Source organism: [Clostridium] aerotolerans DSM 5434 (assembly GCF_000687555.1).
GTDB lineage: Bacteria > Bacillota > Clostridia > Lachnospirales > Lachnospiraceae > Lacrimispora > Lacrimispora aerotolerans.
This window is the reverse complement of record NZ_JHWJ01000001.1, coordinates 99,505-112,359: the sequence shown is the minus strand read 5'-3', so window position 1 is coordinate 112,359 and position 12,855 is coordinate 99,505. Positions and strand designations below refer to the sequence as shown.

The following is a 12,855-nucleotide window of genomic DNA, read 5'->3' as shown; positions in this document are numbered from 1 at the left end:
ATACTTCTTGATGTTAGCACATTTTTCACAAAACGTCAATACACAATTTAAATACCTATATAATATTCCTATAAATTGTTATTAATCATCTCAATTCATTCTTAAATAACACAATAATAACAGCCATTAATCTCCCATAAATATATATATTACACAAGACCAATCCATATCCCTCAACTGTCCTTGATTGGTGACCCGCGGTCTATTTGGTAAGCATTCGTTCGCTCATAATTGAATTATTACCATTTGAACAATTGACTCCTATGGCTTCCTAACCAATCCTGAGTAAAATTCCGAAAAGCCAAAGCTTCCTTACTTAATTTTTTCCCTTTTTTCGTAACAAGAAAAACATCTTTAACATTGTTTTTATCCGCAAAAGGACGCATCACGATATCATCATTTAAGTCGTCAAAAGCAATGCAATCCAAAGAAACACCAATTCCTAAATTTCTTTTGGCTATTTCATGAATCAAATGATCATCTGATGTCTCCAGCATAATATCAGGGGTTACTCCGTTTTTGAGAAACCGGTTAATATTATTCGAGTAAGGGATATATTCTCTGCCTTTAATGGCCAAAGGAACATTCTTTAAATCTTCATACTCAATTTCTGCCTTTTTAGAAAGCTTATTCTGTTTATTGATGATAAGACAATGGTTATGAGTCGAGCAATAGGAGGCATCAAATCCTGTATTATCAATCGGTGCTGGTAGAAAGGCCAGTTCAATTTGTTCCTCCCGAAGCATGGATATAATGGGATTATCCGGATATTCCACGATATTAAGCCTTATTAAGGGATTTGAAGCATAGAAATCCACAATAAAATCCATCGTCAGGTATTTTAGCATTCCATAGGTAGACAATACGCGTAGGGTGGTTAAAGATTCTTTCTTTTGTAGAAATAAATTTAAGTGAATATTTTCATATTCCTGAATGATGATATCGGCTGAATGCTTCAAAGAAATGGCGTGAATGGTTGGATTTAGACCATGAGAACTTCTAGTAAATAACGTAACATTCAGTTCCTTCTCCAGGTCTTTTATCATCTTACTTAATCCCTGAGAGGAGATCATATTTTTTTCTGCAGACTTTTTAATACTATGAGTCTCCATGACATCTAAAAAATACTGTAACTGCCGCTTGTTCATAATATTCACCTCTCAGTCAGTATAAAATACATCTATTATTATATCAAGTCTGAATCAACTAAAAAGTTGATTCAGACTACTTAATATGTGATTGCGTTTTAGTGAAGAGCCAATTATAATCTAAAAATCCAGGCGTAGGAAATAATTTTAAAGGAGTATTAACCATGGGTCATTTATACTATCAGATGGGAATCCTGTTTTCACTAAGTGCATTAGGATTTGCAGCAAACAAACTGAACATTATGGACGAAGCTTCCAATAATCACTTTTCCAAATTGATTGTGAACATTACCATACCTGCATTAATCATCAGTTCTTCCCTCAACAGCATGGAGGCTGGTATCGTTCAGGTCCTGAACGTATTAGGGGTAGCTGCACTTATGTTTATTGTAACCTCAATATTGAGCAGATATCTTGTGAAATGGCTCCGAATGGAAAGAACTGTGGAATTAATGCTGAATTACAGCAATCTTGGATTTATGGGCATGCCGATTGTAACAGGTATTTATGGCGAAACCGGTGTATTCTATGTTTCCTTATTTATGATGATTTTTAATATCAGTCTGTTCACTCATGGAATTCGTATTTTTAATTCAAATAAAAACAGCCAGCTATCACTTAAACAGAGCTTAAACGCCGGAAGTATTTCTGCTTTTATAGCAATGATTCTGTTTTTTCTAAAAATCCCAATTCCTGGTATGATTTCAGATTTACTGCAAATGGTTGGAAGTATCACGCCCCCTCTTGCCATGATCATCATTGGCTCAACTTTGGCTCAGATACGGTTAAAAGAATTTTATGATATCAGAAAACTTTCTATCTTTGTCCTGTTGAAAATGGTACTATACCCTGTCCTGGTTTACGCCATACTTACTATGATTATCCGAGATCCTATGATTGTAAATATAGCGACCATACTATGGGCACTTCCTTCTGCCGGTAATGTATCAATGGTATGCACGGAATATGAAGGAAATACGGAGCTGGTTACCAAAGGGATTTTTCTGACTACCATTGCGTCCGTAATTACCCTCCCCTGCCTGATTAACTTTCTGTTATAAGCTCCTGTCCCACTTCAATCGCAAGATAATAAAAGTCTCAATGAGGCAGTTTTAAATCAGGATCAATGTTTATATGGTACTTAAAAGTGAATCTATCTTTATGTTCCATGGCCCAATCAAACATGGCACCTATAACAGGATTTAAACTGTAGCCGAGCTCAGTTAGAGAATATTCCACTCTTGGAGGAACGTCCGGGAATACTTCTCTCATAATAAACCCATCGTTTTCTAAAGACCGAAGCTGCTTTGAAAGCATTTTCTGATTTATATTTGTGATGGAACGAGCTATTTCATTAAACCTTTTCGTTCCCTTAAACAGCTGACAAAGAATGAGTATCTTCCATTTATCTCCTAACAAAGCAAGCGTTAGTTCCACCGGGTAGTTTATATTTTGTTTTTCCATATCTAAAACTCCTTTATTTTCACAATAGTTACCTCCAGGTTAGTAAGTAACCCAAAGGCAGTACTTGTACAGAATTCAGTTATTGATTATTATATATTGTATATCAATAATATTGTTAATTCAAATGTTTTATATGGAGGATTGTGATCCAATGAACAGGCAGTTAAGTGTAATTTATTTTAGTGCAACCGGTGGTACAGCAAAAGTCGTGAAAGAAGTTGCAGACGGAATTTGTGATAGCTACAAAGAATATGATATTACTTTTCCTATGAACAGAAAAGAATCTATGACTTTTGATTCTAATGACTTGGTAATCATTGGGGTGCCCGTATATGCTGGTCGTGTGCCAAAGTTCTTAATTGATTATTTCTCAAATATAAAAGGGAATCGTACCCCAGCTGTATTTATCACAGTATATGGAAACCGAAATTATGATGATGCTCTTATTGAGTTAAAAGATACCTTTGAGAGCCATGGTTTTATCGGCATATCTGCAGCAGCTTTTATAGCAGAACATTCTAATACTTCAAAGGTAGGAACAAACAGACCTGACGCCCATGATTTAGAAACAGCAATAAAATATGGCGCTGAACTCAAAAATAAGTTAAAAGATTTACATGGTATTCTACCGTCATCTAAGCTTGTTGTAAAAGGAAATATTCCTTATAAGGAAAGGCTTATGGCTCCTCCAATCGCCCCTGATACAAGTGATGATTGTACCAGGTGCGGCATTTGCGCGAAGTACTGTCCAATGGAGGCTATTAATAAAAACAATTTCAAAGAAATAGATTCTGCAAAGTGTGTCCGCTGTTGCAGTTGTGTAAAAAAATGTCCTGTTAGTGCTAAATCAATAAATCATGAAATGTTTCACAAAATAACTCAGGGGTTAATTGATAACTTTAGCACAGTTAGATTTGAGCCTGAATTTTTTAATATTTAGTATTTATTATAAAGCTATAAAATTGTTTCGCTTTATTTCAATGTAAATGTGCCTGACAAATGAATGGCTTGAAATGCAGGTTTTTTCATCGACTTAATTGATTTTACTGGAATGCAAAGATATAATAGCAAGTGTTGATATTCTGATCATAATCTATATAGAACTAAGACATGACTATCTATCATATGAGGTGAAAAAGATGAAAAAAACTGTTTTAGCATGCATTTGTCTATCCGCTGGAATCCTGTTAAGTGGCTGCGGAAAAGAAACTGCGCCAACCAGCCAGACCATGGAGCCTACGGCTGAAACTACGACCAGCGAGGCTGTTTCATCAAAAAGTGAAACGCAAGAAAGCACGGAATCTGGTCATAGTAAAGCCAATGTCCAATTATTTGAAGGAACTTATTTTGATGAAGGGGTTTACAAATATGTGGACATTCCAGCAACCGAATCTCCGTTTGTATCTTGTGAAATAGTAATCAGCAATATTACTGATACCTCTTTTGATTTTACGATTAATGAAAGAGTTATGGCGACCGATGAGAGTACGGTCATCTTCCCAACCAGTACAGCTTATTTCACTGGAGACGGAACCGAAGCTGCCTATTCCGGAGGAGATCAGATCCTTCATTTTGAATTTCCTAAAGACCAGGCTCTATATCCCATCATCCGTGATATGAAGGTAACAGGCTTTTCTAAGTTAGAAGGAAATACTTATATTAACAACAACATCCCTGGACATGAAGCTGGATAAACATACTCCTGCCAGGTGGACGGAGGCAGTAAGGTATGGACACCTTACTGCCCCCTTTTTCTTCGTAAGCTTATAACCACAGCTTTTATCGAACTTATTACATGGAAAAATGTTTCAGTGCATGATTATGTATGTTATAGACCTGCCTTAAACTATAGTTTGTCATTTCACTGATTTCTTCCCATGTGTATCCAGAGATATACTTTAACAAAAGAATATTCTTCTCTATTTCAGAATTCATCTGACTCACATTTTTCACGATTATCTTGCAGATCTCATTCTTTTCTCCCAGCTGATTTTTAATACAAGAAACTATATCCGACATTTGTTTATGTATCTGGTCAGTATCAGAATTTTCACACATAGCTGACAGACATTGACTATGTTCTTCTTTCAAACAATTTAGTAAATCTCCCAATGTCTTTATGGATACATTAAGTGTTTGATACGATTGTAAGAATGCTTTTTTCTGCTCCTTTTTTTCTATCTCACCATTCATCATGCAATCCTCCTTAAAGGTATTTGCTAAGTAAAAAGACAAATGGTTATGATTTGTAAACCAAAATTTATTTTAACCTCCTTCCTGTGCCAAAAACCATTGCATTGTATTGCATTCGGCACTGGTTGTAACATTCAGTTATAGAAAACACGGATCCAATTTTCTGTAACTAAATTATTTTAATAGGAGGTTTTGAATATGGGAAAAATTGAAACTGCTACACAATGGATGATTAATCTGGCGAACGACAACACTCACGGCTATGATCAGGATAACAGGTGGGGACCTGATTACGATTGCTCCTCTGCTATCATCACCGCATGGCAAAATGCAGGAGTGCCCGTGAAGAGCAATGGAGCTGGAGCTACCGGAACGATGTACAAACCTTTTCTTAACAGTGGGTTTTCAGACGTCACCTCAAAGATTACCCTGTCTTCCGGCAATGGATTAGTATACGGTGACGTACTTCTAAGAACCGGAAGCAGCGGACATGCTGCCATGTATATCGGCAGCAGTCAAATCGTGCATGCCAGCATTAATGAAAACGGAACTACCACCGGAGGAAAAACCGGAGACCAGACGGGCAAAGAAATTTGCACCCGTTCTTACTACAACAGCCCATGGACTTATGTTCTTAGATATACAGAAGGCGGGGGAGGCTCCACTGGAGACAGTACCATCAAGAGTTTTCAGACGTGGCTCAACAACAACTATTCCTCTGGATTGACCCTGGATGGCATCTACGGATCAAACACTAAGACAGCGGCCACAAAAGCTTATCAAAGAGTCCTTGGTGTGACTGCCGACGGCATTTTCGGTGCAAACTCAAAGGCGGCAGTGAAAACCTTAAAATCCGGCAGTACAGGAAATGCCGTTTTGCTCCTGCAGGGAATGCTCTATTGCCGGGGCTTTAATCCCAATGGGGTAGATGGAACCTTTGGTTCTGGAACAACAACCGCTGTAAAGAGTTTTCAGGCAAGCAAGGGGCTTACTTCTGACGGTCTTGCAGGCGCCGATACCATGTATGCACTTTACAATTAATTCTGGCATAGCCATGATGTTGGAGGTGTACTTAATCAGCGCACTTCCAACATTCTTTTGTTGCATCTAAATACATCTTTGCCTTCAAATTAATGTAAGAAGTTATTCCTTGTAGCCTCTCATCTACTTATGGTATACTTTTTCTATATAATAAGTACTAAAATAAGATTGAAATCACATTAACATGAAAAGGAAGTGTTTTATTGAATCGGATTATTACTCTATTTATAATTTCACTGATAAGCAGCTTCTCATTAACAGGATGCGATTTGAATAAAACCTCAAAAGCATCAGATAAGGAAAAATATTTTGAAGCTACTGTTCTGGCTGTAAATTTAAACAGCTTACTGGTTGAGCCCGCCAAAGGAACGACGGAGAGAAATAGCGCTGACAAAATTGAAATCTCTACATCAAATATAGATGATGAGGATTCTCTTCTATATCTCAGCAAAGCTGCCATAGGAGATAACATCCGGATTGGATACTTGGATGACATAAAAGAGAGCTACCCCGCCAAAATCAATGAAGTATTCCATATCTCCTTGATCGAGTCTGATCAAAACAACCAATGGGCCAGGATTCCCATGGTGTTAATAGACGGAACATTATACTACGACACTGGTAAAGAAAGTAATCGATCCGATCGAAGCCAGGTCATGGATGGAAAAATCACCTCCGCAGTCGATGGAACGCAAATCCCTGGTGAGAATAACCAATCAAACTTCGGAAGCGAATACCAGTATCAATTTGACTCCAACAACACCTTAGAGATTCTTATCAATGACAAATGGCTGGTTTTTGAAGCCCGTAGTGGAGATGGAAGTCAAATCAAGTTTGGAGACTCCTGGTACAATACAGGAGATTTATCAGAAGAAACCCTCCTATGGCTAGATTGGTATAACTCGCTGACTGAGCAGGAGCAATTATCTATTGATCATATTCCCTCAGACCTTCTCGATTTAAATAAGCTTTCTCAATCAGACGATAAGGCGGCAATTGAAACCAAACAGGCGCCTTAATTGTACCTTGTACAAAAAGCCTGATGTTCATGATCATAATTAACATTGCGGTTTCAAAAAAAGCAGAAAGAAACGACCGGAAACGATACGGCGTGCTTTCTGCTTTTATAAGGCTGTATACTATCTTTTAATGTTTACATGGTATTGGCTTTTTAGGACATTTGGGTTTAACTGCTCCCGCTCTTATGATTGCTTTCTCCTCACAGGAATCTATACAATCACCGCAACCGGAGCATTCATCCTGGTCGATGACATGGATGAATTTCTTTTTTCCAAGAATGGCATCATCCTCACATACATCCGAGCATTCATTACAGCCAGTACACAGATCAGGCAGAATATGAAACGTTAAAAACTTCTGGCATACTCCTGCTTTACAGCTTTTCCTTGTGATATGCTCTTCTATCTCACTTTTGAAATGCTCAAGAGCACTCTCCACTGTATTGGCAATGGAAACACCCGCCTCGCACAGAGACTGCCCCTTCATCTCATGGCATAATTCTAACATCAGGTCCAGATCGGAGATTTTTCCCTTTTTTAAAGTCATATCCGTTAAAAGCATGCGAATCTGAAAAACACCTTCATGACCAAATACACATCTTCCACAAGCTTCTTTTCCATATCTGTCAGCGGTCTTAAGAAGAAAATCCAGCATGCAATCTGTCTCGTTCAGAATTTCAATATAATCCGTGGTTAATTCCATGGGTTGATCCAGCATGGATTCATTAATAAAAATCCCCATTGGATGACCGAAGTACATTGCCTTAAAATCTCCCTCCACACCAGAGGCGGCCAATATGTCTCCTGGAGTCATGTTCCTGTCCAAATCAAGAAAACCCTTTTTCTCAGTCTTACCTCCAATGTATACGCTCTTCCTCTCTTCATGTAGCAATTCTTCAACTGTCACGACTCTGCTTTCATGGGAAATAAGCTCATCGTTTCGGCAGAATGGAATCGGTTTTTCTCCCTCAATTACCTTTTTCAGGGCGGAATCATTTCCATAAGTAAAACCGGATTTATGACTGGTCTCAATGATTGTCAGGCCCTCTGGTTTGTCCCATATCCACCCGCCTTTTGGCACGATCAGGTAACGGATATTGGCTGGTTCCTTTAACAGTGCTTCCATGACTTTTTCCTTGTTATCTTTTAAAAGCGTAGGAGAAACAGGTGCCTCATGATAAACCGGCATTGCATTGCAAATAATCACATCCATCATCCTTCGTTCCTCCTAATATTCGTTCCAAAGCCTGGGGTTTGTAAGATTCAACCTGAGATCACATTGCAGACAGCGTCCGGCCTCACATTTGGCTTCCCCACAGGTAAAGGTTTGTTCCACTGGAGCAAAGCTTTTTTTCCTCTCCTGGGGATCCAAAAGAGAAGGGTAGAGCCGTTCTAAGCTTCCAAAGTCTTCTGTCCTTCCAAGGAAAGGATCAGCCGTTTCCTTTTCCAGCAGTTCTTCAGAGATATCTCCGTCCCCTCCAAGGTAGCGGTCCATCTCTATGGCAGACTGTCTTCCGGCAGCAATCGCTTCTATGACAGATTTTGTTCCGGTTACCACATCACCGGCCCCATAAACTCCGGGCAAGCTGGTAGAGAAAGAGCTGTCTACCTTTACATAGGAACCGTGATACAATTCCACTCCCAGCTTCTCCGTTCCTAAAGGCGCTTGTCCCACAGCGAAAATAACATGATCCACCGGAATAATTTCCTGGGAACCCTCTATAAGCTCTATGATAGCTTTCCTGTTTTCATCAAAATAAAACTTGTCTACTTTCTGAAGCTCCACGCCCTGTACCTTCATGTCGCCTGTGATTCGAAGAAAGGAATAGCCAGAATGAAGAATGATGCCCTCTTCCCTTCCTTCCTCTATTTCTTCAATTGATGCAGTCATGTTATCCCTGCTTTCCAAGCAGGCAATATGGACCTCTTCTGCACCCAGGCGAAGAGCTGTTCTGGCACAGTCAAAGGCCACATTTCCTCCGCCCAGCACCATCACTTTTTTACCAGGATCACTGATCTGGCCCCTTCGTGCATGTTTCAGGAAATCCGTATTCAGCTGGACTCCAGAAAGATTATTTCCCTCTAGCGGCAACAGGACTCCCTTATGGGTACCAGTGGCAATCAATACCGTATCATATCCCTGTTTTAAAAGGTTTTCCGGTGTGTCTGCTGTGGTATTTACCTTAAGGTCGACACCTACTTCCAGGATATCGCTGATCTCACGGTCCAGCACCTCGTCAGGCAGACGGTAGGCGGGGATGCCATAACGGCACTGTCCTCCCGCTTTTTCGTTGGACTCAAAGACAGTTACCTCATGGCCCTTCTTTGCCAGATAATAGGCCGCCGTCAGGCCTGCCGGACCGGCTCCGATCACAGCTGCTTTTTTTCCTGTTGGAGCCGCTGTTTTTCTGTTTTTCTTCCACTCATCGGATTGAGAGGCGGCAGCCGCTCTTTTTAACTTGCAGATGGACAACGGCTTTCCCAGCTCATTGTGCTTACAGGCTGTTTCGCATACGTGACTGCAGATACAGCCCAGTGTCTCCGGAAAAGGCAGCTTTTCCCGGATAACAGCCGTTGCCTTTTCGTAGTCTCCCTCTTTTATGTACCTCAGATACCTGGGAATATCCGTGTGTGCCGGACATGCTGTCCTGCATGGGACCACTCCCTCTGCGTATGATACATCTTCACTTATCTGACCCAAGGCATCCATAATGGAGCCGGTAGGACAAACCTCTATACAGGCTCCGCAAAATTTACAGCCTGCTTCTTTCAGGGAAATATTTCCGTCGGTTCCAATGCGCACTCCATCCTCCGTTTTTTGGAAATCCAGCACCTTTACCCCCCGTAATTCCCTGCAGGCCCGCACGCAGCGTCCGCAGCGAACGCATCTGGTAAATAAGTGCCTGATAAGGGGATTGCTGTCATCGGTAGGGACTGTTCGGGTCTTCTTTTTCCACTTCTCCGGTCCCACTCCCAGGTACTGATACATGGATTGCAATTCACATTTTCCATACTTTGGACAGCCGGTACAGTCTGCTGGATGAGTTGCGAGGATCAGTTCCATGGCCGTCTTTCTGGTTTTTTCTGCTTTGGACCCGTGAACAGTAACCTTCATCCCCTCCTCCACCTTTATCATGCAGGAAGGAACCGCCTCAGTCATGCCCTCAATTTCGACCGAACACAGGCGGCATCCGCCTACAGCCTCCAGATCAGGATGACCGCAAAGATGTGGAATGTATATTCCCGCCCCCAAAGCAGCATTTAAAACCGTCATTCCTTCGTGTGCTTCTATCTGCTTATCATCAATCGTTAACCACATATTTCCTCCATTTGGCGAATCAGCTCCCCAATTCTAAGACGTTAATATTCAACCGCTTCTTCTGCCGCATGCTCTCCTGCTATTCTTCCGCTGTTTAAGCAAAATCCCATGGTATTTCCGGAAAGGATAAAGGGATAGCTGTCTCCAAATATATTGCATGCATCGGTTCCAACGCAATAAAGTCCCGGAATTACCTTTGCTTCTTCATTCAATACCTGTGTCTTATGATTGATCCGTACTCCGCCCACAGAACCGTAAGCTCCTACATTTTGACGACAGCAGTAAAACGGTCCCTTCTCAATGGGCTGCATATAGGCCCGGTCTTTTTCAAAAATCTCATCAAATCCAGCCTCACACATTTCATTGTACTCTTCGACCTGTTTTTCCAGCCCCACCGGATCAATCCCGGCTTTCTCTGCCAGCTCTTCTATGGTATCCCCCTGACAGATGGGTTCATATCCATCCGCCAGATCCTTTTCCCACTGATCGTCAAAGTGATCAAACAGATCATGAGGATGAACATGAGAAATGATGTCCGGTCCTTTTTTCTTATATTTCTTTAATAACTTACTGTCAAAGATGGAATATGCAACACAGCCCGGCTGAGCGGTAATGGCATTGCCTGTAAACGTAGTATTGGCGATCTGGTCTTCCGGCATGAAACGGTCACCATTACGATTGACCCAGAGACAGGGCTGGCGGAATGCTCCATCAAGAATAAAATGATTCATGTTATCCGGAAGCTGGTACATAAGCTCCATGGTACAGGGGGCATGTCCGGCACCGGCTTCCCATGCCATTTTAATTCCATCCCCCTTCATTCCTGGAATGGCGAAGTTAAAGATCGTCTTACCAAATTCGTACCCGGTCTGTTCCTTTATCATTTCCGGATTATCTCCAAAGCCACCGGTTGCAAGAATTACTGCCTTGGCCCTTGCTTCAATTTCTTCTCCGTCCCGATTTTTGGCAATGACTCCCACAGCCCTTCCATCTTCCTTGATCACCCTGACAACAGGGGTTTCCATATAAAATTTAACTCCAAGCTCTTTCGCCCGTTCCGTCATCTTCTTTGTCATAGCGGTTGCACAGCGGGGTCCCGGTGCTCCACCGCCCTCAGGTTTTACTACATGCCAGGTAAACTCGCCATCAGAATATGCCCTGGTCGCTTCCGGCGCACTAAACGCCCGCTGTACTCCGGTAAATTCCACTCCCATGTCCATCAGCCATTCGATGGTCTCCCCTGACTTAAAATAGTAATCCCGAACCATACGTGCATCCACACGGTAATGAGTATAATACATGTGCTTACGGAATGCCTCGCCAGCTGTCAGGGAAATCATATGCTCCTTCTGTATGGGGGACCCCACCCCAAGAGGTCCCATTCCCATATTGGCAGCACCGCCTGTTGTGTTGGATTTTTCAAATATCATTACCTCTGCCCCATTTTCAGCTGCAGCAATGCCTGCTGCCAGTCCTGAAAGTCCTGCTGCAACCACAATAACATCTGTCTGTAACTGTTTCATCGAAATACCTCCGTTTTTTATTTATATCGTTTTGAATTTCAAGTTTTTAAATTTCTCAAGCTTTTCATTGACAATTTTTCGTTTTTCCGGATCCTGAAAGAACCCTCCCTGGGTATGGGCAATTTCTTCCAGATGCTTTGCCCTTCCCTCCACGGTAGTACGGTCTCTTATGAGTCCGTTTTCCTGAATCACAAATTTCCACTTTCCATTCTCTGCTTTTTCAAGATTTCCGCCGGCACCGCATACCTGGCATTCAACTGGATAATGGAGTCCATCCCACTGAACCTCACCGAGAATCAGCGCATTGGAGTGGCAGTTTGGACACCAGCCCATATTTTCATCTCCCAGCCATTTGCGTTCTTCGGCCGGAGTATGGATTGCAGTCATAATGTTTTTTCCCATCAGCCCCACTCGTTCCATCATCTCGTCATAGAGAAGACATTGGGCAGGAGCCGGAACCCTTGTAGCAAGATACATATCCACAACCTTAAAATCCGTTGTAAACATAGCTGCCTGCATAGACTCCAGAGCCATGGACTGCCAGGAACGGGTGGAACCTCCTACGGCAATCAAAGCGCTGACTCTGTCTCTATGTTCGATTGCTCCGATCGTCTCCAGGAATGAAGTCTCATAGCTTAAACTTCTCTGAGCGAATTTTGCAAATACGGAGCAGGCTTCCAGATCGTAAGTGGGCGCTGCAAAAATCACACCATCAGCTTCCAGGAGTACTTCCATGATTTTTTTCTTATCATCCTTTTTATCCAGTACACAGCCAGCATTCTTTCCCTGTGACATGCCTATGGTACATGAAGTGCATCCGGTACAATCTATGATGTCATAATCTCTTAAATTGATCATGGTAACATCGGCTCCCTCAGCCTGGCAAGCCAGAAGTGCCTCCTTTAACAAGATATCACTATTGCTGTTTGCGCGCCCTGCGCTGACCCCTAAAACTTTTACTGACATGAATATTCTCCTTTTCTTTTTTTATAAAATTTAGTACAATCATTGAAAGTGATAGTAAAAACTTCTGTTACATAAAAATCTACAAAAACGTAGATTTTTCGTGCTTGTTAAAATAATAACATAAGAAAGCAGAAGAATCTTCCAACGTTTAACGAATTTTTTTCTCATATTAACGGGATTAT

General features: G+C 41.4%; 12 protein-coding genes. 5 read left to right on the top strand and 7 right to left on the bottom strand.

From position 1 onward, the window contains the following. Positions 1-239 precede the first annotated feature (239 nt). Positions 240-1,148 carry a LysR family transcriptional regulator gene (locus T546_RS0100560; RefSeq protein WP_026889949.1) on the bottom strand — a complete coding sequence of 303 codons (909 nt, stop codon included), beginning with the start codon at positions 1,146-1,148 and terminating at the stop codon, positions 240-242. 164 nt (positions 1,149-1,312) lie between these two features. Here T546_RS0100560 and T546_RS0100555 point away from each other — a divergent pair, with 164 nt between their 5' ends. Beyond that, the gene (locus T546_RS0100555; RefSeq protein WP_026889948.1) at positions 1,313-2,209 is read left to right on the top strand and encodes an AEC family transporter; all 897 of its coding nucleotides are present in this window, start codon (positions 1,313-1,315) and stop codon (positions 2,207-2,209) included. A 37-nt stretch (positions 2,210-2,246) separates the two neighbouring features. On the opposite strand, the gene T546_RS0100550 is transcribed toward T546_RS0100555, so the two are convergent. Continuing rightward, positions 2,247-2,612, bottom strand: coding sequence for a winged helix-turn-helix transcriptional regulator (locus T546_RS0100550; RefSeq protein WP_026889947.1), 366 nt, complete (start codon positions 2,610-2,612; stop codon positions 2,247-2,249). A gap of 151 nt (positions 2,613-2,763) precedes the next feature. On the opposite strand from T546_RS0100550, the gene T546_RS0100545 reads away from it, so the two are divergent. Next, positions 2,764-3,552: an EFR1 family ferrodoxin gene (locus T546_RS0100545; protein WP_026889946.1), complete on the top strand. Its 789-nt coding sequence runs from the start codon at positions 2,764-2,766 to the stop codon at positions 3,550-3,552. A gap of 199 nt (positions 3,553-3,751) precedes the next feature. Further along, entirely contained in the window at positions 3,752-4,306 is a 555-nt protein-coding gene (locus T546_RS0100540; RefSeq protein ID WP_026889945.1) for a hypothetical protein, read from the top strand. 97 nt (positions 4,307-4,403) lie between these two features. Here T546_RS0100540 and T546_RS0100535 read toward each other — a convergent pair whose 3' ends face one another. Beyond that, entirely contained in the window at positions 4,404-4,808 is a 405-nt protein-coding gene (locus T546_RS0100535) for a sigma-70 RNA polymerase sigma factor region 4 domain-containing protein (RefSeq protein WP_156951268.1), read from the bottom strand. 195 nt (positions 4,809-5,003) lie between these two features. Between T546_RS0100535 and T546_RS0100530 the strand changes: the two genes are divergently transcribed. Together T546_RS0100530 and T546_RS24445 are read left to right on the top strand one after the other, a co-directional pair. After that, positions 5,004-5,846 (top strand): C40 family peptidase, encoded by an 843-nt coding sequence (locus T546_RS0100530; protein ID WP_026889943.1) that lies wholly within the window; start codon positions 5,004-5,006, stop codon positions 5,844-5,846. 203 nt (positions 5,847-6,049) lie between these two features. Next, positions 6,050-6,865 (top strand): hypothetical protein, encoded by an 816-nt coding sequence (locus T546_RS24445; protein ID WP_051629490.1) that lies wholly within the window; start codon positions 6,050-6,052, stop codon positions 6,863-6,865. A gap of 127 nt (positions 6,866-6,992) precedes the next feature. Here T546_RS24445 and T546_RS22495 read toward each other — a convergent pair whose 3' ends face one another. The 4 genes from T546_RS22495 to T546_RS0100505 are packed head-to-tail and all read right to left on the bottom strand — an operon-like array spanning position 6,993 to position 12,673. Then, positions 6,993-8,081 (bottom strand): NADH-ubiquinone oxidoreductase-F iron-sulfur binding region domain-containing protein, encoded by a 1,089-nt coding sequence (locus tag T546_RS22495; RefSeq protein ID WP_034597380.1) that lies wholly within the window; start codon positions 8,079-8,081, stop codon positions 6,993-6,995. A gap of 12 nt (positions 8,082-8,093) precedes the next feature. Continuing rightward, positions 8,094-10,184, bottom strand: coding sequence for an FAD-dependent oxidoreductase (locus T546_RS0100515; protein ID WP_026889941.1), 2,091 nt, complete (start codon positions 10,182-10,184; stop codon positions 8,094-8,096). A gap of 41 nt (positions 10,185-10,225) precedes the next feature. Next, positions 10,226-11,707 carry an FAD-dependent oxidoreductase gene (locus tag T546_RS0100510; RefSeq protein WP_026889940.1) on the bottom strand — a complete coding sequence of 494 codons (1,482 nt, stop codon included), beginning with the start codon at positions 11,705-11,707 and terminating at the stop codon, positions 10,226-10,228. Positions 11,708-11,728: 21 nt separating this feature from the next. Then, positions 11,729-12,673 carry a flavodoxin family protein gene (locus tag T546_RS0100505; protein WP_026889939.1) on the bottom strand — a complete coding sequence of 315 codons (945 nt, stop codon included), beginning with the start codon at positions 12,671-12,673 and terminating at the stop codon, positions 11,729-11,731. Positions 12,674-12,855: the final 182 nt, after the last annotated feature.

What these genes read in the sequence shown, in the direction of transcription:
- T546_RS0100535 (WP_156951268.1), bottom strand. Translation starts at nt 4,808, where the DNA reads ATGATGAATGGTGAGATAGAAAAAAAGGAGCAGAAAAAAGCATTCTTA.
- T546_RS0100560 (WP_026889949.1), bottom strand. Translation starts at nt 1,148, where the DNA reads ATGAACAAGCGGCAGTTACAGTATTTTTTAGATGTCATGGAGACTCAT.
- T546_RS0100530 (WP_026889943.1), top strand. Translation starts at nt 5,004, where the DNA reads ATGGGAAAAATTGAAACTGCTACACAATGGATGATTAATCTGGCGAAC.
- T546_RS0100555 (WP_026889948.1), top strand. Translation starts at nt 1,313, where the DNA reads ATGGGTCATTTATACTATCAGATGGGAATCCTGTTTTCACTAAGTGCA.
- T546_RS0100505 (WP_026889939.1), bottom strand. Translation starts at nt 12,673, where the DNA reads ATGTCAGTAAAAGTTTTAGGGGTCAGCGCAGGGCGCGCAAACAGCAAT.
- T546_RS0100540 (WP_026889945.1), top strand. Translation starts at nt 3,752, where the DNA reads ATGAAAAAAACTGTTTTAGCATGCATTTGTCTATCCGCTGGAATCCTG.
- T546_RS0100515 (WP_026889941.1), bottom strand. Translation starts at nt 10,184, where the DNA reads ATGTGGTTAACGATTGATGATAAGCAGATAGAAGCACACGAAGGAATG.
- T546_RS22495 (WP_034597380.1), bottom strand. Translation starts at nt 8,081, where the DNA reads ATGATGGATGTGATTATTTGCAATGCAATGCCGGTTTATCATGAGGCA.
- T546_RS0100510 (WP_026889940.1), bottom strand. Translation starts at nt 11,707, where the DNA reads ATGAAACAGTTACAGACAGATGTTATTGTGGTTGCAGCAGGACTTTCA.
- T546_RS0100545 (WP_026889946.1), top strand. Translation starts at nt 2,764, where the DNA reads ATGAACAGGCAGTTAAGTGTAATTTATTTTAGTGCAACCGGTGGTACA.
- T546_RS0100550 (WP_026889947.1), bottom strand. Translation starts at nt 2,612, where the DNA reads ATGGAAAAACAAAATATAAACTACCCGGTGGAACTAACGCTTGCTTTG.